Here is a 21,004-nt window from a genome sequence, read left to right on the forward strand (position 1 = left end):
TTCAACATATGCGGGCAGTGACGTCACCCGTCGGCACGCTCACTATCCCGCATAGAAGAAAACTTGACAGAAAATATTTTAAGTCGATAGTCCTAAGACGATAGCTTATAGACAGATTAAAACCATGAACTACGATCTATCGACTATGGACTCTTTTAGTCTACATTATCGTGTAAGAACTTATTATTTCCCAGTTCACTATCACCGTTAAGGTTATACCTAGAAACTAAACTCTCATTAGACATAGGAGACTTTTTAAGAGATACCTGCTTGCGCTGATATGCTGGAACCTCGAATTTCTCTTTATAAGAATTCGTATCAATAGAATACTCTTCAGAAATTCCTTCTAGCTTCTTTCTCCTTGCTTCTGACTGCTCCATGAGTTGAATTTTTCTTGACGGAGGATGAGCCATTCCGTTCAACTCTTCAAGTGGCGCGTCTATTGGCTCTGGATTCTTTTGAGACTCAAGAAACAACTCCTGCATTTCTAAATTAAATGCTTCTTTGTCCTCTTCTTGATCTGATTGAGCTGATGGTTGTTCTTGAACAGGCTCTGGCTTCATGAACTCAAACGATCTCATTTTGGATTGAAAGTCCTGCTCAAACGTTTCATCTATATTGTTCTCAGGAGCCTCATTGGTAAACAAATTGTACTGAGAGTCTCTATTCAAATCGAAGTACTTTTTTTCAGCCTGATCACTACTTGACGGAGTCATAGGAGCTTGCTGTGGAGTCTGTGGCTGAACAATATGTTGCTGCACAGGGGCTACAGGTGCTTGTTGAACAGGCTGTGTCGGCTGTACTGGCTGAGACTGAGGCTGCTGCACTACTTCTGCTACAGGTGCTTGCTCTTTCTTCTTCTCATCAAAACCTGTGGCAATTATTGTTACTCTGATGCTTTCTCCTAGTTCAGAATCAACACCGTGACCAAAAATCACTTCAGCTTCATCACCAGCCATATCTTGCATGAAGTCAGTAATTTCCATTAATTCATCCATCTTCAATTCGGCTTGATCTCCTGAGATGATTGACAATAGAATTTTTTCAGCACCCGCAATGTTTTGATTATTCAATAGCGGCGAGTTGATCGCTTCTTCTGCTGCTCTTATGGCTCTGTTTTCGCCTGTAGTTTCTGCTGAACCCATTACGGCTCCTCCAGAATCTGCCATTACGGTTTTAACATCTTCAAAATCGACGTTTACATAACCTGGAACCGTGATGATTTCTGCGATACCTTTGGCCGCCGTGGTCAATACATTGTCTGCTTGACCAAATGCTTGGTTTAGTGAAAGATTTCCAAATACTTCTAGCAGTTTGTCGTTAAGTATTACCAGTACAGTATCACAATTAGCTTTAAGCGCGTCCGCTCCTGCCATTGCTTGGTTAAACTTTTTCTTCCCTTCAAATCTGAATGGCATCGTAACGATTCCTACAGTTAAAATACCTAGTTCTTTAGCCACTTGAGCTATCACCGGAGCAGCACCTGTACCTGTACCACCTCCCATACCTGCAGTGATAAATACCATTTTGGTATCCTCACTGAGCATGTTTCTAATTTCTTCTTTGTTCTCTAATGCTGCGTCTTTGCCTTTCTCTGGATTGGCACCCGCACCGAGTCCTTCAGTAAGATTGACTCCTATCTGAAGTTTATTAGGAACTGGACTTGTATTCAAAGCTTGCGAGTCTGTATTGCAAACAATGAAATCGACCCCTGTGATTCCTTGGTTATACATGTGGTTGACGGCATTGCTACCACCGCCTCCTACTCCGATCACCTTGATGATCGACTTATGATGAGTAGGCAAATCGAATTTAAATGCACTTTCTGTCATAGTACTATTATTTATTTTCTGTCTTCTGTCTTTACCCTTCGTCATTTGATTCTAGTTGGTCATTGCGATTGACGAAGGAGTTCAACAATCGTCTGCTAATTACAAACAGATTGCTTCACTGCGTTCGCAATGACTATTATTACCTCTCTTCGAAGTCATCTATCAAAATGCCTTTCAGCTTTTCTGATACCTTTTTCCATACATTATCTCCTTTCACAGCAAATTTCTTTTTGCCATTGTATGATACGCCTATTCTTTCTGTCTCAAAGAACCTATTATCTCTATCATCTAACCCCATGAATCCACACAATACCAATCCGACTGATGTTGCATACATTGGGCTCTTGATGATATCTACTTTACTCTTACCTAAGTGCTCATTAGGGAAACCAATTCTAGCATCTAAGCCGGTCATGTATTCAAATAACTGCTTGATTGATACGAGTTGTGAGCCACCTCCTGTGATCACTATGCCTCCTGCTAACTTATGTTCATAGCCACTGGTAATGATCTTGGTATGAACCATCTCTATGATCTCTTCCATTCTAGCTTCTATGATTCTAGAAAGGTTCTTGATAGATATCTCTTTTGGCTCTCGATTTTTAAGACCTGGTATGGATACGATCTCGTTATCGTTTGCCATTTCGGCCAATGCCTGACCAAACTTGGTTTTCAATAGCTCTGCCTGATGATTGAGCACATTACACCCGTCCTTGATGTCTGATGTGATGATATTACCTCCGAATGGTATCACGGAAGTATGTCTAATCACATTCTCATGGAAGATGGCGATGTCTGTAGTACCACCTCCAATGTCGACAAGGCAAACGCCTGCCTCTTTCTCCTCATCACTGAGTACAGAAAGGCTTGATGCTAATGGCTCTAGGACTAGGTTATCTACTTCAAGACCCGCTCTTTCTACACATTTATTAATGTTTTGAATAGCATTGGTTTGAGCTGTGATTACATGGAAGTCTGCTTCCAATCTCACCCCTGACATTCCAACAGGGTCTTTTATTCCTGCTTCGTAATCCACTATATAATCTTGTGGCATCACGTGAATAATCTCGCTCCCCGGAGGAATCACAATACGATACATATCGTTAGTTAATCTGTTTACATCCTCTATGGTAATTTCATCATCACTAGAATCTCTGGTGATAGACCCATGATGAATCGAACTCTTGATATGCTGTCCTGCAATACCAACATTAACTACGCCGATTTGCACACCAGACTGCTCTTCTGCTTCAGAAACAGCTTTCTTGATAGCGTTGATAGTCTTGTCGATATTGGTTACTATACCTCGGATCACTCCGTCAGATACTGCTTTACCCATACCTAAGACTTCTAACTTTCCGAAGTCATTTTTTCTACCCACGATACAACAGATCTTTGTTGTACCGATGTCTAGACCTACGATTATTTCTTCCATACCATTTATTTTTTACAGACTATTTGATCTTTAAACTTGAGGCTTACGCGCTCATAAGTATTCCATCCCTTATAAGGCAAAATACTTTTGTAGAAAGCCATTAGCTTTCTGAATTTCTTTTCTACATCTTCTGCCTTACCAAACTCAACTATTTGCTTAGTCACCTGGGGCTGAAGTTCTATTTCTAAATTCTTTTTGATCACCATCATTGCGATCTGTGGGTTCCAAAATTTATGATCAACTATGTATTGAATCATTTTGAAAATCTCTTCCCCTTCTTCAGAGTCTCTGATATTGTATTCGTCTATCCAGTATTCATTCTCTAACATCACCAACAAAACTCTTGCTGTATAGTGACTTGATTCTGGTAAAATCTCTCCATCAGTACTGACATAGTAATCCTCTCCTTTGCCATTCACTATTCTGGCTATTGGTCGGTTTTGTTTGACCTCTATAGATAGTGCTCCGTGAATATCCACAAATGCTTGAGCGTCATCCACGAATTGATGATTTTCAATTCGTTCTTCTACTTCTTTCAAATTCAGTGCTCCTAGATTCGAGTTTAATAAGTAATCCTGCCCTTCTTGATTCAAAAGCTCCATTACATCAGACTGATCGATGAAGTAGTTTTCGAACTGGTTGTCTACGTTAATAGTGATATCAGTAATGAAACGCTCTTTGAGCCTTGCATTACCAAACCCTATTAATATCATCAGTCCAAATAGTGCTAAGCCGTATTTCGAAGAGGACAATATGTTTTTTATACTCTTCATATATTCAATAGCTTTTCTTTAATTGGTAATACCAATGTATCAATATCTCCTGCACCCACTGTCAATACTAGATTGGGGGTATTCTCGTCGAAGTACTCTAAAACGTCCTCCATCTTGTATCGAGCCACTGTTTTAGCATCCACTAGCTTTCCTACTATGTCTGAAGTCACTCCTTCTATTGGCAACTCTCTCGCTGGATAGATATCTAGTAACAGTACATGATCTGCTAATGATAAACTCTCTCCAAAACCATCCATGAAATCTCTAGTACGAGTAAATAGGTGTGGCTGGAATACTACGGTAATTTCTCGATCTGGATACATGCCTTTTACCGACTTCAACAATGCTGTGATTTCTTCTGGATGGTGAGCGTAGTCATCGATCATTACCAAATTTTTGGTATTGATAATGTATTCAAACCTTCTCTTCACTCCAGCATAGCTGGCCATACCCTTAGCTATGTCAATGGCATTCTTTACCAATCCTTTTGAAGCTGAAATTGCTGCAACTGCATTGGATACATTGTGGTATCCAGGCATTGACAATGACAGTCCTGATACTTTACGGTCACTTGATTGGTAGTCAAATTGAAATTTGGCTTCCTTGATCTGAAGATTACTAGCAGTAATTTCTCCTGACTCTAATGCATAGGTCTGGATGTTAATATTTTCAAATTGAGTCAGATCTAATTCTGATGCTGCCTTTTCTTCAATGAACAAGTGACCATCTTCCTTGATATTCATAATGAAATCTTGGAAGGATTCTTTTAACGAATCTTTGTTTCCATATATATCTAAGTGATCTGCGTCTGTAGCTGTGATAATGGCGATATCTGGATGCAGAGTCAAGAATGATCTATCAAACTCATCGGCCTCTACTACGATTGCCTCATTCTTCGTTCCAATGATCAAATTAGAATCATAGTTGGTCATGATACCTCCTACAAACGCGCTACAGTCAACGCCTGCTGACTTGAGTATATGTGCCACCATAGAGGATGTAGTTGTCTTACCATGCGTACCTGCAACTGCAATGGTGAACTTTGATTCAGTCAACATTCCCAATACTTGTGAACGCTTATATACCTCGTAGCCATTGTCTAAAAAGTGATTGTAAAGCTTAAGATCTTTTGGAATAGCTGGAGTAAATATGATCAGGCTACCATTCACATCTTCTCTTACTTCTGATGGAATATTAGATATAGCATCTTCGAAGTGAATCTCAATTCCCTCTTCTTGCATGGTGTTTGTCAAGGCAGTAGGAGTCTTATCATAGCCAGATACTGCATAGCCATTCGCATGAAACCATCTTGCGATAGCACTCATACCTATCCCTCCGATTCCTAAGAAATAAACGCTATGTAGATTTTCTAATTTCATTTAATCAATCTAATCACTTCGTTAGCAATATCTCTCGCGGCGTCTGGACGCGCCAATGTTTTTATATTTTCCCCCAGCCTAATCTGGCGCTCTTCGTCTTTAACCAGTGCTATAGTTTCATCAATCAAGTCTGTAGGTGCGTCTTCGTCTGTAACCAGAAGTGCTGCATCCTTCTCTACCAATGCCATTGCATTTTTGGTCTGGTGATCTTCTGCAACATTGGGAGATGGTACGAAAACCACTGGTTTACCTACCAGACACAATTCTGAAATAGAAAGTGCACCAGCTCTTGAGATAACTACATCTGCTGCTGAATAGGCTAGATCCATTTCTTTGATAAAAGGCATTATTCTTAGAGAAGGAGTATCTAAATGACTTACCTTTTCTTTCATTTCCTCGAAGTAGAATTTACCAGTTTGCCAAAGTACTTGAACTCCTTCATGCAACATATCTTCTATGCGATCTACTATAGACTGGTTGATAGTTCTGGCTCCGAGACTTCCTCCAAGAATAAGAACTGTTTTCTTTGAATCTTGCAATCCAAATTGCGACAAGCCTTCAAGCTTTTTATTAACTGAATTTAGGATATCTCTTCTCACAGGGTTTCCTGTCATTATCAGCTTTTCTCTAGGAAAAAACCTGTCCATTTTCTCATAAGCGACACAGATTTTATCCACTTTATTAGCTAGCATCTTATTTGTCAAGCCTGCATATCCATTTTGCTCTTGAATAAGGGTCGGAATTCTCTTTTTACTAGCAGCATATAATAAAGGAGCACTTGCATACCCACCAACACCTACTACTGCATCAGGCTTAAATTTCTTTAATAGCTTGAATGACTTCAGAATACTGAAAATCACTTTGAATGGGAATACTAAATTATCTGCTGACAAGCTTCTTTGTAATCCACTGATCCATAATCCCTCTATAGGAAAACCAGCTTCAGGAACCTTTTCCATTTCCATACGACCTTCTGCTCCTACAAACAAGAATTCTGTATCAGGGTACTGAGCTTTAATAGCATTAGCAATAGCAATAGCTGGATAGATATGCCCACCTGTACCGCCACCACTGACCATTATTCTATATTTCTTCTTCTCTGTCATTATGCTCCTGCTACTTTAAAAGCGTTACCCGATTTAGATGTTCCCAATTCCTCTAATTCTCCTCTACTTACACTTAGGATAATTCCTATCGCAATTCCGACAAAAAGCTGAGATGTACCTCCCATACTTACCAGTGGAAGGGTCAACCCTGTGACTGGCACAAGGCCAACAGCAACTGCCATGTTTATTAATGCTTGAATTACTAGTGCAAAACTTAATCCCGCCGCCAATAGTCCTCCATATGTTTTCTCACTAAATGTTACCAAACGCATTCCTCGATAAAGTAATGCTAGATATAAAAACAGGACTACTACTCCTCCAAGCATACCATACTCTTCAACTATAATGGCATAAATAAAATCTGAATATGGATGAGGTAAAAAGTTCTTTTGTTGACTCTTACCCGGAGCAAACCGTACAGGTCCTCCATTGGCAATGGCTATGTAAGACTGCTCTACTTGAAATGGTAATTCGTCTGCCTTAAAAAATGTTTCTATACGACTTATCGCTGTATCTCCTCTTTGTCCAAATGTTATTGCGGTCATTCCAGCAATTCCTCCTACGAGAACCAACATTCCTAGATACTTCATAGGTACACGACCAATGAACATAATCAGCATACATGTCATAAAAATCATTGCCGCACTGGACAGATTTGTCATTGCAATCAATCCACAAATCCCTCCTATCCATAGAATCATCGGAATAAATGCTTTTTGAAAGTCGTCTATGTTGTCTTGTCTCTTCGCTAGCATCGAGGCTAAGGAAACTATCAATGCAAACTTGGCTAAATCTGATGGTTGGAACGCCTGATTAATAAATGGTATCGTGATCCAACGAGATGCATCATTAATATTGACTCCAAATTTCCAAGTGATAATCAACAGCGGTACTGAAATGATCAACGCAAATCTTGACAACCTTGAATAATATCTGTAATCGATTCTATGCGCTACCCACATCGCTAGAAAACTCAATACAACTAATGCTGTGTGTTTGAATAGATAATATTCGGTATCACCGCCCATTCTATTGTAGGCCAAGGTACCTGTAGCACTGTATACTACTAGAATACTCAATAGTGACAATGCAAAGACTATTCCCCAGATCACTGGATCGCCTTTCAAATTTCTATCTAACCATGCTTTTACTTCATTCATTGCTGTGCATGTTTAGATTGTTCTATTCTTTTCAATTCCTGTATGGCTGCTTTGAACCTATCTCCTCTGTCCTCATAGCTATTAAACAAGTCAAAACTTGCGCATGCTGGAGAAAGAAGAACTGTATCTCCTGAATTCGATAATTTAAGCGCTTCTTCTGCTGCTTTTTCAGCACTATCCACTTCTTGAAGTACTTCTACATCTTCTTTGAAAGCCTTAATAAGGTGTTCATTATCTTTCCCTAAACAGATCAATACTCTTACCTTATCTTTAACCAATTCAGCAATTTGATTGTAGTCATTACCTTTATTAACTCCTCCAGCAATCCAAACTACACCTGAGTGCATAGCATCTAGTGCATAATACACTGCATCAACATTAGTAGCTTTTGAATCATTAATGAATCGAACGCCTTCGATCTCCTCTACAACTTCCAATCTATGAGGTGCATTCTTAAAAGTTTTTAACCCCTTCAAAACCTGATCCAAAGTCACTCCAAATTCCATTGCTATCTGAATGGCAACTATCTGGTTATAAATGTTGTGCTTTCCTAACAATGGCAAATCGTCTTGAGACAAGACTTGAGAGTCATGAGGATTATTGAATACGGCATAGCCATATTCACTATATGCACCTTCCAATACAAATTCATCAAGCCTGACTGACTTTTGAAGAGCATTGACTCTATACAAACGAGCTTGAATATTGTGATCATCACCATTAAAAATGAATGTTTCCCCTTCGGTCATGTTTTGCACAATATTGAATTTAGCATCTGCATATAGCTCCATGCGATATTCATATCTGTCCAAATGATCAGGGGTTATATTCAAAATAGCGGCTACATCTGGCTTAAATTCGTCTATGTCATCTAGTTGAAAACTACTTAGCTCTAGCACCAAATATTCTGGATCTCTATCTAGTAATAGATTGGATAGACTGTTGCCTACGTTACCTGCTGATTCTACATCTAATCCTGCAGACTTTAGTAAATGTGTAGTCAATAATGTGGTAGTAGTTTTTCCATTACTACCTGTGATTCCTACTATTTTCGCATCTGTATATCTACTAGCGAATTCTATTTCTGAGATAATTTGAATTCCAAGAATTTTTATCTCTCGAATTATTTCAACAGAATTAGGAATCCCTGGACTTTTAACTACTTCTACCGCTAGCTCAATTTTCTCAATCGTGTGACCATTTTCTTCATAGTCTACACCCAATGACTGAAGCTCATTCTTATTGGTATCAGAAATAGCGCCTCCATCCGACAATAGACACGGCAACCCTTGCTTAACAGCAAGACGAACCGCTCCCATGCCGCTTTCGCCGCTACCAAGGACACATATAGAATAAGCTTTTTCTATCATCGGTTATCTTAGTTTTAAGGTTGCTAAAGTCATAATCGCTAACAGAATCCCTACGGTCCAGAATCGTGTAACGATTTTAGTTTCATGAATATTTTGCTTCTGATAATGATGATGAAGTGGTGACATCAAGAAAACCCTACGCCCCTCACCATATTTTTTCTTTGTGTATTTGAAATAACTCACCTGAATAATCACAGATAGGTTTTCTATCAAAAAGACTCCACATAAAATCGGAATCAATAATTCTTTTCTAACGATCAAAGCCAATACGGCTATTACACCGCCAATCGATAAACTCCCTGTATCTCCCATAAATACCTGAGCTGGAAATGAGTTATACCATAGAAAACCAACACAAGCTCCTATAAACGCTGCAGCAAAAATCACTGTCTCAGAGGAACCTGGTATATACATGATATTGAGATAGTCTGAGAAAATGACATTTCCTGATAGATAAGCTAAAATCGCTAAAGTACCTCCTATTATTGCAGAGGTACCTGCTGCCAAACCATCAAGCCCGTCTGTAATATTTGCGCCGTTTGATACAGCTGTCACTATAAAGATCACTGCAAAAACGTAAAGTATATTAGTATAGTCTTCAAGAAATGCTGGCAACAACCATTTGTAATCAAACTCATTATCCTTGACAAATGGGATCGTAGTAATTGAACTCTTTACATCTTCAAATTTGAGATCCTTAATATCCATACCTGAAGTGATTTGCCCTGCATCTGCAAAATCTCTAACTACAATGTCTTGATGATAAACCATTGTGACTCCAACTATCAGCCCTATTCCGATTTGACCGACAATTTTGAACTTTCCTGATAGTCCTTCTTTGTTCTTTTTCTTGATTTTTAAATAATCATCCAAGAACCCGATCAGTCCCATCCACACTGTAGTTACTAGCAATAGGATCACATAGATATTGTCTAGTCTGGCCGTTAGTAAAGTAGGGATAACTATCGCAGCGATAATCATTATTCCACCCATAGTTGGAGTACCTTTTTTCTGTAGCTGACCTTCAAGACCAAGATCACGTATGGTTTCTCCCATCTGATTTCTCTGCAAAGCCCAGATAATGTACTTACCAAAGAAAATGGTGATCAATAATGAGAACGCAATAGCAATACCTGCTCGAAACGAAATATACTGAAACACACCTGCCCCTGTAAGGTCAAATGTTTTGTCAAGGTATTCAAATAGATAATACAACATCGTTCAACTAGTTTTTAAATAGGGCCAACATTTCTTTCAATACTTTTCTATCATCGAAATCAAAACGCTCTCCTTTGATTTCTTGATAGGTTTCATGGCCTTTCCCTGCCACTAGAATAACATCACCCGCTTGTGCCATAGAACAAGCAGTCTTTATCGCTTCGGCTCTGTCTTGAATGACCAAAGCCTTTCGCATGTAAGATCTACCTACCCCTTCCATCATTTCATTAATGATTTGTTTAGGGTCTTCAGATCTTGGATTATCATCTGCGAATATTACCTTATCGCTATGCTTTACAGCAATGGATGCCATCAGTGGGCGTTTGTCTTTATCTCTATCACCTCCACAACCCACTATTGTAATCACTTGCTCATTGCCAGTTCTAAGACCTTCGATAGTTTGGAGGACATTCTCTAAAGCATCTGGAGTATGAGCATAATCTACTAGTGCTATTATATCACTAGCTGGATCAACTACTTCAAATCGACCAGCCGCTGCTTGTAACCCAGATAAAGCCATCAATACTTCTTCACTATCTTCACCCAACAGTTCTGCGACAGCGTAAACCGCCAAAAGATTATAAGCATTGAACGCTCCTACCAATCGGAACCAAACATTCTTCCCATTGATATCTAGTTCTAAGCCTTGATAACTATTGGTGACTATTTTGGCTTTGTAATCTGCCATGTACTTCAGCCCGAAAGCATTTTTAGATGCTTTGGTATTTTGGAGCATAATCTGGCCACGTTTATCATCTGCATTAGTTAATGCAAAAGCTGACTTAGGTAAGCCATCAAATAATTTCTTCTTAGTATTAATATAATTCTCAAAAGTACCATGATAGTCCAAGTGATCATGAGTGATATTCATGAACACTGCACCAGCAAATTCTAGACCTGCAATCCTATGCTGATCTATAGAGTGAGAACTCACTTCCATGAAAGCAAACTGACATTGTCCTTCTACCATGTCTGCAATAAGCGCGTTTAAACTCACTTGGTCTGGTGTAGTATGGGTAGACGGTATCACTGCGTCTCCTATTTTATTTTCGACGGTAGATAACATTCCTACTTGATATCCCATTGCAGAGAATAATCTATGCAATAAGGTCACCACTGTAGTCTTACCATTCGTTCCTGTTACTCCTACCAACCTAAGTTTAGAAGATGGATTTCCATAAAAGTTCGATGCAATTACCCCTAAAGCTTCAGCGCTATTATTGGTCTGAATATAAGACACGCTTTCAGCTAAATTTTCGGGTAAATCTTCACATATGACAGCTGCGGCCCCTTGAGCGATAGTCTGAGCTATAAATTTATGTCCATCTACTTGGGTTCCTTTCACTGCTACAAAAAGTGACCCTTCTGTAACCTTGCGAGAGTCAAAGCATATATCCTTAACCTCAAGGTTCATATCACCTACTGAGGAAACTAAATTGACTTTATATAAAATATCTTTCAGTAGCTTCATATCAACCTAACTTTAGTGTTACTTCATTTTGGTTAACAATAGAACTACCTGGCGAAATCGATTGAGTAGTAACTCTTCCAAAACCACTAAACTTCACTTCCACCTTCTTATTCTCTAATATATACAGGGCATCACGCAAGGTCATCCCTCTTACATCTGGCATCACTTGATTATTATTGGTCAGTTCTCTCCATTGAATAGAATTGTCTTTTATCCTTGTTTTTACCCACTCGGCGTCTTCTCCTCCATGGTTTGAAATTCCAAATTCATTACAAATCATGTTCAACTCTGATTTGTGTCCAGCTCTGATCACGGGAAATATCTCTGTCAAAATATCTTGCCCTTCGAATGGATCATTTAACTCCATATCAATAGCATAAATTTTATCGGCTATCTCCTTAAATACCGGAGCAGCTACATCACTACCGTATATTCTGAATCTTTTAGGATTGTCAATCACCACAATAGCACTGTATTTGGGTGCTTCTGCGGGAAAGTATCCAGCAAAAGATGTGTAATATTTATTCGTATAGCGACCATTGACCACATGCTTAGCGGTACCTGTTTTACCGGCGATTTTATAATAAGAATCATTGATATTTTTGGCAGTACCATCTTCTACTACACCTTCAAGCATTTCACGCACTTTCACTAATGTGATGTCTGAACATATCTTTTTATTAATTACTTGAGGTGTTTCAAATTCCTTTAATGTTCTATCAGCAGACTTTACCTCCTTAACAATGATTGGACGAATCATCTTACCATCATTCGCTACAGCATTGTACAATGTCAAAGTATGTAATGGCGTCATTGTAAGCTCATATCCATGTGAAATCCATGGCAAGGAAACACCACTCCAAGTAGAGTCTTCTGGGGTTTTAATATAAGGTTTACCCTCACCTACCATTTGAAAACCAAGCGGCTTAGTCAGCCCCATATCTTGCAACCTATCTATGAACCTTGAGGGATCATCTCCAAATTGATCAACTATCAGCTTTGCCGTACCGATATTCGAAGACTTCTCAAAAACCTCTTGTACAGTCAACTTCCCGTATCCACCTGGTTTATGATCTTTCATGACTAAATCATAGAATTCCATCTCTCCCTTACCAGTATCGACTGTATCAAGAAGACTTATTCTTGAATCTTCAAACAATGCAATCATACTTGCCAACTTAAAAGTAGAACCTGGTTCTCTTGACCCTTGCGAACCTACAGCGTAGTTGTACCGCTCATAGTAATTTCCTTTAGCGTTTCGGGACAAATTCGACATTGCTTTAATCTCGCCGGTATGCGTTTCCATTACAACTACACAGCCATAATCAGCATCATTGTTATAAAGAGCTTTAACTAGTGCTGATTCAGCTACATCCTGTAAGTCAACATTAATCGTCGTAACTATGTCTTTTCCATTTACAGGCTTAACTTCTGTACCATCAAAAACAGGTTTCTCTCCTCCAGCTGACAACCTCTGATACAGTGCTTTCCCGTTCCTACCTTTTAGCTGATCATTGAAACTATACTCTAGTCCTACAATACCCTTATCTTCATTATTGATGGTACCAATCGTTCTGTATGCCAAAGAAGAAAATGGTTTGAATCGTTTATCAACTTTTTCAAAGATGACTCCACCTCGCATTCTTCCTTCTCTGAAGATCGGCCATGTGGTCATTTCTTTCTTGATCTGGTAGTTGATCTCCTTTCTATTTAAGACCAAATATTTATCATTTGCTAATCTGGCATTATGAATTTTACGCTTATAATATCTTGCATTCTTGTCTTTGAATACTTTTGATAATAGTAAGGCGAGACTATCTATTTGATGATTGTATATCCTATCAGCACACCTTGTTGGATCAAAAGCCACTTTATAAAAAGGCAATGAGGTAGCTAAAAGACTTCCGTTATCTGAATAGATATTTCCTCTTGTAGCTTTAATATTCTTATACTTAAGACCAATAGTGGCGGCTTTTTCTTTCCACTTCCCACCATCTACGTTTTGTAAATAGCCAATCTTAAAAATGATCGCTACTGAAAACAGTAAAATCGCTATATAAGCGACGCGTACACGGAGCAATATGTCTGATCTATGACTACTCATCGCTCACAATAATTTTATAAGGAGGGTCAATACTCTCTTTAAGACCAAGTGCATTGGCTTTCTTAGCAACTTCAGACTGCTTACTAGTGTACATATAGTCAGCCTTGAGTGTTGTAAAATCTGCACGTAGATCTTCCACCTCAACTCGAAGTGAAGACATTTTACGAATATTTTTTTCTGCGTAATGAAGGTTACCTATGTAGACTATACAAAGGACGGTAGAAAATAAAATGGGAAATAAGAACTGAATTGGCAGCCCCTTTTCAAAAACACGTTGTACGTTAATGACGTTTTCTAAGAGCGCAAAGAAGCTTCTCTTACCTGCGGTCGGACGGGACGATTTCAAGGTGTTGGAAGCCATGGGATTCGGTCTTTTAAATTTTTATTGCTACTCTCAGTTTGGCACTTCGTGCCCTGTTATTTTCGTTTATCTCTTGATCACTGGCCACTATAGGCTTGCGATTCAAGGCTTTAAAGGGTTTTATTTCATTTCCATAAAAGTCCTTCTCTACCTCTCCAAAAAACTTTCCTTTATTGATATAGTTTTTCACCGGCCGATCCTCTAGTGAGTGATACGACATGATGACCAACCTTCCATCGGACTTGAGTAGTTCAGCGCTTTGCTCCAACATCTCTTCTAGTGCTTTCATCTCTTCATTTACCTCAATGCGAATACCTTGAAATACCTGAGCATAATACTTAAACTCTTTTCCTCTCGGCGCAAATGGCTTGATCACCTCTAGCAAATCAAAAATTGTATTTATCGATCTACTTGAGCGTGCTTTACAGATTGCATCAGCTAAAGTTTTAGCATTCCTCACTTCTCCATATTGTCCAAGAATCTTATGTAAATCAGCTTGCTCATATGTATTAATCACTTCATTGGCAGACAGTTTCTGACCTTGATTCATCCGCATATCCAATGGCCCGTCAAACCGTGTCGAAAACCCGCGGCCGGGTTCATTGATTTGATGAGAGGATACGCCGAGATCTCCGAGAATCCCATCGACCTGCTTAATACCATGCAACCTGAGATACTTCTTGAGATATCTAAAGTTTGATTGCACAAATGTGAAAGAACGATTTTCTATCAAGTCCGCATTTTCTCTGGCATCATCATCCTGATCAAATGCTATCAATTTACTCTTTGGATTGTCAAGCCCATCGAGTTTATCCAGGATCGCTTTTGAGTGCCCTCCACCGCCGAACGTCACATCGACATAGATTCCACCAGGCTTGAGATCCAACCCCTCTATACACTCACTGAGCATAACCGGATTGTGATACTCACTCATAGTTTATTCACTCAAAAATTCTTGTGCTAAATCTGAGAAATCGTCATCCGTACCCATGTATTGATCATACACTTCAGGATTCCAAATCTCAATAGTATTCCCAGTCCCAATCACCATAGCCTGTTTTTCAAGCTTTGCATGATCCAACCAAGCTTTCGGAATCAAAAAACGTCCAGCACTATCAAGCTCGACTTGCACAACTCTCCTAAAAAAGTTTGTCTTCAGTTTTCTTTGGCGGGCATCGAATTCACTTAAACCAATGAACTTCGATTGTATCTTCTTAAACTCAGGCATAGTGTAGAGCACGAGGTTTGAATCAAACCCCTTCATTGCAACCAATTGATTGCTAGACGCTTCAGGTAGATTAGCCTTAATCTTCGCAGGTAAGACTAACCTACCCTTAGCATCCAACTTACACTCATATTCGCTTGTAAAAAAAGCCATAAGAGTTATAGAAAAATATAAACCACCATTGCAAACTTAGACAAGTTCTGACACAATCCACCACTTCATGACACTTTTTACCACAAAAATTAAAAAAACATAAAAACAAGCTTAAATCACATATAAATCAGCGCATTACAAAACCATACATTAACCTCCTAAAATGACTCATACAGCTTGAAAAAATAGAAAAAGAGAGTTTTATCCACTTAGTGGTATAAAATCCCATAAACTCCCAAAAAAAAGAAAAATAAGAGTTTAACATACCCATAACTACACTTATGATCCGAGAGCTTTATCTTCACAACATGAAAATCAACGACAAGAAAACAATCAACGCTTGGTGCTCTTATGATCTTGCCAACTCGGTATACAACCTTATCATAACTACAGCAATATTCCCCATATATTACACCAATGCTACAGAAGCAGCTTTTGGAGGAAGTACAGTTAAATTCTTTGGCTTAAGCATCGATAACTCTGTCCTCTACAGCTATGCTATTTCATTTTCTTTTTTAATCTCCGTGATTTTCTACCTGACACTTTCCGGAATAGCCGACTATAGAGGTTCAAAAAAAGCTTTCATGAGACTATTTACTTATCTAGGATCATTCTCATGTATCAGCTTATACTTTTTCACTGGAGCCAACATCGAACTAGGAATAGCTTTAGCAATACTGGCAAGTGTTGGGTATGCTTCATCTGTCGTTTTTTATAATGGCTTTTTACCAGAAATAGTAACAGAAGATAAGTTCGACAGTGTAAGCGCCAAAGGGTTTTCGATGGGATATATAGGGAGTGTGTTTTTACTGGTGATATGTCTTGTTTTGGTATCCGTACCTGAGACATTCGGTTTTATAGACAGTAACGGAGAACCTTCAGCAGGGGCTGCGACTCAATTTTCTTTTCTATTGGTAGGTCTATGGTGGTTTGGATTTTCTCATATTGCGTTTAAAGCTCTTCAGGACAAACCAACCGGTAATCCAATCAATAAAGAGGCTATTAATAAAGGCTTCAATGAACTCAAGTCAGTATTAAATCAAATAAAAGACCAACCTATAATAAAGAACTTTCTTAGCTCCTTTTTCTTTTATAGTATGGGAGTACAGACAGTCATGTTACTAGCTCCGCTTTTTGCCGCATCAGAAGTAGGAATGGAAAGTTCAGAATTAATTATTGTCATTCTTCTTATTCAACTTGTCGCTATTGGAGGAGCAACTCTATTTGCTAAAGTTGCAGAAAAGAAGGGTATTAAACTTTCTATTTCCGTCATGGTAATTATATGGATGGGGATTTGCGTTGCAAGTTTTTTAATCAAAGACAAAGTTCCTTTCTACATTATGGCAGGAGTACTAGGTTTAGTTATGGGTGGCATTCAATCTGTATCTAGATCTACTTACGCTAAATTCATACCTAAAAACACGATGGATAATGCTTCTTATTTCAGTTTTTATGACGTATCTGAAAAAGTTGCTATTGTTCTAGGAACTTTCTCCTATGGCTTGATTGATCAAATCAGTGGAAGTATGCGAAACTCAGTACTCATCATGGGACTATTTTTCGTTATCGCATTGATTATTTTACAATTGACGAAGATGAAACCGACCAAGGATTGATATACGAAACAACTAAATGTGCTGTAGCCTTTGCCGTTAAGCGTTTCTACCAGACACTTGAAGTCAAAGGCTATGACAACGTCCCTCAGTCGGGTCCTATAATATTGGTGAGCAACCACCCAAACACACTGATGGATCCTTACATCATAGCTACTCAATTCAAAAGAAGAGTAGGTTTTCTTGGCAATGCATCCATTTTCATCAACCCCATTGCCAAACGGATTCTAACCTACTTCAATGTAATCCCAGTTTATAGAAAACAAGACGTCAAAGACGGACAAAAAACAGATAATAGTTCAGCATTTAGTGCTTGCTATAAATATCTTGAAAACAATAATGCATTGTTAATATTCCCTGAAGGTACAAGTGTAAAAGAATATCGCTTGCGAAAAATAAAAACTGGCACTGCTCGCATAGCTCTAGGTACTGAAAAACAAAACAACTTCAATCTTGGGGTAAAAATCCTACCTGTTGGACTTTACTATAACAACCCTACCCAATTTGGCAGCAAAGCATTTATGCAAATTGGAAAACCTATTGATATAAAGCAATTCAAAGAGTACTATCTAAAAGATGAAATAGAAGGAGTACAATCATTAACTAAAGTAATTAGAAAATCCCTTACGGAGCTTACAATTAACATTAACAACAAAGAAGATGAACAGGTTTTCATTGATCTAAAACAAGTATATAAATCTCATCTTAAAGAACTCAACAAAGAACTGAAAGACTTCGAAATGGCTAAAGAAATGACCAATGCCATTATATACTTTAAAACCTCATTTCCTGAGAGATACAAATCCTTAAAGTCTCGAATCCACTTCTGCGCAGAATACATTAAAGACCACAAACTCAGAATACTTGAAGAAAAACCTAAAAAAAGACATTCTTTCGTATCCATCAGTAAGCTTTTGATTGGCCTCCCTCTTTTTGTATTTGGATGGCTGCAAAACGCCTTCCCATTCTATGTACCAGATTGGCTTTCTAGAAAATTAACAAATGAAATCGAGTACAAAGCGTCTATATTAGTTTCAATAGGTTTGTTACTATTTCCTACTTGGTACTTCCTATCCTCTTATTTATTCATCCAAACTACCTCCTTTCACTGGAGCATAAATCTAGCATACATTGCATTGCTACCATTATCCGGTGTTTTTGCTATAAAATACAGTAATGTTTTCAAGAAATTAAAGACTGCTTTTCGTTCGAATAATACGAATTTTGCTGAGTTTAAAGAATCTAGAAAGGAGCTAATTACCGAACTAGACAAGGCAAGAGAAATATATCTTAACAGATTATAGTTATGACTAAAATATATCACAACCCGAGATGCTCGAAGAGCCGTCAAGCTCTAGCACTATTAGAAGCAAAAGGCGAAGAAATAGAAATCATTAAATACCTTGATGAGACGTTTACTCCTGCAGAGCTTCAATCGGTAATAGACCTATTAGGTATTTGTGCTTTTGATTTAGTTCGTAAAGGAGAAACGATTTATAAAGAAGAGTACAAAGACAAAGAAATGACTGATGAAGAGTGGGTACTCGCTATGGTAGAAAATCCAAAATTAATCGAGCGCCCTATCGTAATCAAAGACAATCAGGCAGTTATCGGTAGACCTCCAGAAAATGTTTTAGAAATCTTATAAAATTTCAAAAAGCGCTTTGCAGTTCTCGATTTTATTCCGCTATATTTGCACCTCGTTTCTGAGGGATACACATCAGAGACGGGGAAATTGATCCCTGGAGAGGTGGGTGAGTGGCTGAAACCACATGTTTGCTAAACATGCGAACGGGTTAAACCGTTCCGGGGGTTCGAATCCCCCTCTCTCCGCAGAGACACTTCAAATGGAAGTTTTGAAGTTAAAAAATTGCTGGTCTGCTAGCTCAACTGGATAGAGCAACTGCCTTCTAAGCAGTAGGTTTCAGGTTCGAGTCCTGAGCGGATCACTAGAAATTCGATTGTGAATTTCGGGGTGTAGCGTAGCCCGGTTATCGCGCCTGCTTTGGGAGCAGGAGGTCGCAGGTTCGAATCCTGCCACCCCGACAATAAATTACGCTCCGTTCGTCTAGGGGTTAGGACGCCAGGTTTTCATCCTGGTAACAGGGGTTCGATTCCCCTACGGAGTACAAAAGCTCGATCATCTGATCGAGCTTTTTTTGTATCTAGCTATTTAAACACATCTAAATCGGACCCTATAGTACTTCTATTATTGAAGAAGTTGAATATGGAGATATAATGGTTTCTGATGGTTTCTGATGGTTTCTGATGGTTTCCGATACTGATCAATCAGTAAAATTGGAAAGGTAAGTAATTGGAGATTTTTTGCTCACAAAAAGTTTTGATCGAAAAAGAATTAGATTTTTAAGTAACTGAGCTAATATCAAACCTATAATCTATCAATTCATGTTACGATGCATTTTCCAATCGAAGCTTTTCTTTGATACTTAAAGTAGATTCCCTGAGAACCAATTCCGTTTTCATTTCTTCCTGAATAAGTTCTATCTGTCCATTTATGTGACTTAAAAGAATTTCCGCTGACCGAACTCCCATTCTGAAATCTGGTTGCTCTACAGTGCTCAGTTTAGGACTCATATGTAAAGCTATGGGTTCATCTGCAAAACCTACTACCGACACTTGATCAGGAACAGCTATATTCTCAGACTTTAACCTCTCTATTACTTCAAAGGCTTGATAATCGCTATAAGTCATAACAGCTTCTATTTCTCCCTCCTTGATCAATCTAATTATCCTATCTAACCAATCTATCTCATCAATTGATATCTCCCACTTTTGATCGAAAGGCAAAGAATTTCTTTTCAAACCTTCATGGTATCCAACTTTTCTGGTGAACGAAGTAGAGAGATTCATAGGTCCTGAGACATACCCTATTTTATTTCGCCCTTCCCTAGCCAAAGCATCTACTACTTTTAGACACCCCGTAAAATCGTCACTAATAACATAAGAGACATCTAAATCTTCACACATTCGATCCACAAAAACCAACGGCGTATCGTCTTCTATAAGATCCAGATAATGATTGAATTCGGAGCTTTCACGAGCTAAGGAAGCTATAACTCCATCCACTCTCATTGATCGCAGCATAGAGATAATTTCACGTTCTCTTTCAAGACTTCCTTCATGAACATTGATAATGAGATTAAAGTCTGTTTTATTAACTACCTCATTGATACCTGATAAAACTCGGGCAAAATAATGATGAGTAAATTGGGGTAAAATGAGCCCAATCAACCCTGTTTTTTTCTTAGAAAGATTTGCTGCAAAGGGGTTAGGTTTATACCCCCACTTCTCTGCCAGCTCTAAGACCGAAGCTTTTGTTTTAGCACCTATTCTACCTTCATTGCTGAGCGCACGAGACACAGTAGAAGTAGACACTCCTAGGGCTTTCGCTAAGTCTTTAATACTTACTCGATCTTTGCTCATTGTTTTTGCTTGTTCAAACAAATTTAGCAATTTCCCTAAAATGCAATTATCATCCCCTTCCTCAAAAAAGGCCTCTTCATTCTATAAATAGATTTTTAAACTTATCTAGCTATTACTCGGGTTTGAAAATATCATTCTCTCGAAGATGGCTCTAATGGTTCAAACCTCAGATGCAGTTCCTCGACTCAAGAGCAAGAGGTATCTCAGGGGTTTTGTTCAATCTCGATATAAGAATCGGAGAATTAAACTCTTTCGACTAGTATTCCGATTAAAAAACTCTCTTTTTAAAATATTAAACTCTCTTATTAAGGCAGTAAAATTCATTCTACCTACATTTAAATTCTTTATTCTATTATTTAC

Annotated in this window: 17 protein-coding genes and 4 tRNA genes; 7 read left to right on the forward strand and 14 right to left on the reverse strand. The window is 38.5% G+C overall.

Features of this window, described 5'->3' with window-relative positions:
- Positions 1-155: 155 nt before the first annotated feature.
- The 13 genes from ftsZ to mraZ all read right to left on the reverse strand — a co-directional run bounded on the left by ftsZ (position 156) and on the right by mraZ (position 15,587).
- Positions 156-1,832: a cell division protein FtsZ gene (ftsZ, locus tag DKG80_RS13215; RefSeq protein ID WP_109832050.1), complete on the reverse strand. Its 1,677-nt coding sequence runs from the start codon at positions 1,830-1,832 to the stop codon at positions 156-158.
- Between the two features lie 139 nt (positions 1,833-1,971).
- Positions 1,972-3,267, reverse strand: a complete 1,296-nt coding sequence (ftsA, locus tag DKG80_RS13220) for a cell division protein FtsA (protein WP_109831834.1) — start codon at positions 3,265-3,267, stop codon at positions 1,972-1,974.
- 5 nt (positions 3,268-3,272) lie between these two features.
- Positions 3,273-4,040: a cell division protein FtsQ/DivIB gene (locus tag DKG80_RS13225; RefSeq protein ID WP_109831835.1), complete on the reverse strand. Its 768-nt coding sequence runs from the start codon at positions 4,038-4,040 to the stop codon at positions 3,273-3,275.
- Positions 4,037-5,419: a UDP-N-acetylmuramate--L-alanine ligase gene (gene murC / locus DKG80_RS13230; RefSeq protein ID WP_109831836.1), complete on the reverse strand. Its 1,383-nt coding sequence runs from the start codon at positions 5,417-5,419 to the stop codon at positions 4,037-4,039. Before murC ends, DKG80_RS13225 begins: the two co-directional genes overlap by 4 nt.
- Positions 5,416-6,525: an undecaprenyldiphospho-muramoylpentapeptide beta-N-acetylglucosaminyltransferase gene (murG, locus tag DKG80_RS13235; RefSeq protein ID WP_109831837.1), complete on the reverse strand. Its 1,110-nt coding sequence runs from the start codon at positions 6,523-6,525 to the stop codon at positions 5,416-5,418. Before murG ends, murC begins: the two co-directional genes overlap by 4 nt.
- Complete coding sequence (locus DKG80_RS13240) at positions 6,525-7,685, reverse strand: FtsW/RodA/SpoVE family cell cycle protein (RefSeq protein ID WP_109831838.1); 1,161 nt, start codon at positions 7,683-7,685, stop codon at positions 6,525-6,527. The genes murG and DKG80_RS13240 overlap by 1 nt, the downstream gene beginning before the upstream one ends.
- Positions 7,682-9,055: a UDP-N-acetylmuramoyl-L-alanine--D-glutamate ligase gene (murD, locus tag DKG80_RS13245; RefSeq protein ID WP_109831839.1), complete on the reverse strand. Its 1,374-nt coding sequence runs from the start codon at positions 9,053-9,055 to the stop codon at positions 7,682-7,684. The genes DKG80_RS13240 and murD overlap by 4 nt, the downstream gene beginning before the upstream one ends.
- A 3-nt stretch (positions 9,056-9,058) precedes the next feature.
- Positions 9,059-10,273, reverse strand: a complete 1,215-nt coding sequence (gene mraY / locus DKG80_RS13250) for a phospho-N-acetylmuramoyl-pentapeptide-transferase (protein WP_109831840.1) — start codon at positions 10,271-10,273, stop codon at positions 9,059-9,061.
- Between the two features lie 7 nt (positions 10,274-10,280).
- Positions 10,281-11,744, reverse strand: coding sequence for a UDP-N-acetylmuramoyl-L-alanyl-D-glutamate--2,6-diaminopimelate ligase (locus tag DKG80_RS13255; RefSeq protein WP_109831841.1), 1,464 nt, complete (start codon positions 11,742-11,744; stop codon positions 10,281-10,283).
- A gap of 1 nt (position 11,745) precedes the next feature.
- The gene (locus tag DKG80_RS13260) at positions 11,746-13,848 is read right to left on the reverse strand and encodes a penicillin-binding protein (RefSeq protein ID WP_109831842.1); all 2,103 of its coding nucleotides are present in this window, start codon (positions 13,846-13,848) and stop codon (positions 11,746-11,748) included.
- Positions 13,841-14,209, reverse strand: coding sequence for an FtsL-like putative cell division protein (locus tag DKG80_RS13265; RefSeq protein ID WP_109831843.1), 369 nt, complete (start codon positions 14,207-14,209; stop codon positions 13,841-13,843). The genes DKG80_RS13260 and DKG80_RS13265 overlap by 8 nt, the downstream gene beginning before the upstream one ends.
- A 13-nt stretch (positions 14,210-14,222) precedes the next feature.
- On the reverse strand, positions 14,223-15,143 hold the full coding sequence (gene rsmH / locus DKG80_RS13270; protein ID WP_109831844.1) for a 16S rRNA (cytosine(1402)-N(4))-methyltransferase RsmH: 921 nt from the start codon (positions 15,141-15,143) through the stop codon (positions 14,223-14,225).
- Between the two features lie 3 nt (positions 15,144-15,146).
- Entirely contained in the window at positions 15,147-15,587 is a 441-nt protein-coding gene (gene mraZ, locus DKG80_RS13275) for a division/cell wall cluster transcriptional repressor MraZ (RefSeq protein ID WP_109831845.1), read from the reverse strand.
- 308 nt (positions 15,588-15,895) lie between these two features.
- Here mraZ and DKG80_RS13280 point away from each other — a divergent pair, with 308 nt between their 5' ends.
- From DKG80_RS13280 to DKG80_RS13310, 7 genes are all read left to right on the forward strand, one after another.
- Positions 15,896-17,203, forward strand: a complete 1,308-nt coding sequence (locus tag DKG80_RS13280) for an MFS transporter (protein WP_109832051.1) — start codon at positions 15,896-15,898, stop codon at positions 17,201-17,203.
- Positions 17,200-18,504 carry a lysophospholipid acyltransferase family protein gene (locus DKG80_RS13285; protein WP_162555873.1) on the forward strand — a complete coding sequence of 435 codons (1,305 nt, stop codon included), beginning with the start codon at positions 17,200-17,202 and terminating at the stop codon, positions 18,502-18,504. Before DKG80_RS13280 ends, DKG80_RS13285 begins: the two co-directional genes overlap by 4 nt.
- 2 nt (positions 18,505-18,506) lie before the next feature.
- A complete protein-coding gene (arsC, locus tag DKG80_RS13290) occupies positions 18,507-18,848 on the forward strand; it encodes an arsenate reductase (glutaredoxin) (protein ID WP_109831847.1) in 342 nt (113 codons plus the stop codon).
- A gap of 96 nt (positions 18,849-18,944) precedes the next feature.
- Positions 18,945-19,033: transfer RNA gene (locus DKG80_RS13295), tRNA-Ser, on the forward strand.
- A gap of 42 nt (positions 19,034-19,075) precedes the next feature.
- Positions 19,076-19,149 (forward strand) — tRNA-Arg (locus DKG80_RS13300).
- A 22-nt stretch (positions 19,150-19,171) separates the two neighbouring features.
- A tRNA-Pro gene (locus DKG80_RS13305) sits at positions 19,172-19,246 on the forward strand.
- A gap of 11 nt (positions 19,247-19,257) precedes the next feature.
- A tRNA-Glu gene (locus DKG80_RS13310) sits at positions 19,258-19,329 on the forward strand.
- Between the two features lie 280 nt (positions 19,330-19,609).
- On the opposite strand, the gene DKG80_RS13315 is transcribed toward DKG80_RS13310, so the two are convergent.
- Positions 19,610-20,644, reverse strand: coding sequence for a LacI family DNA-binding transcriptional regulator (locus tag DKG80_RS13315; RefSeq protein ID WP_109831848.1), 1,035 nt, complete (start codon positions 20,642-20,644; stop codon positions 19,610-19,612).
- Positions 20,645-21,004 lie beyond the last annotated feature (360 nt).

This window comes from Reichenbachiella versicolor (assembly GCF_003171675.1).
In the GTDB taxonomy this organism is placed as follows: Bacteria; Bacteroidota; Bacteroidia; order Cytophagales; family Cyclobacteriaceae; genus Reichenbachiella; species Reichenbachiella versicolor.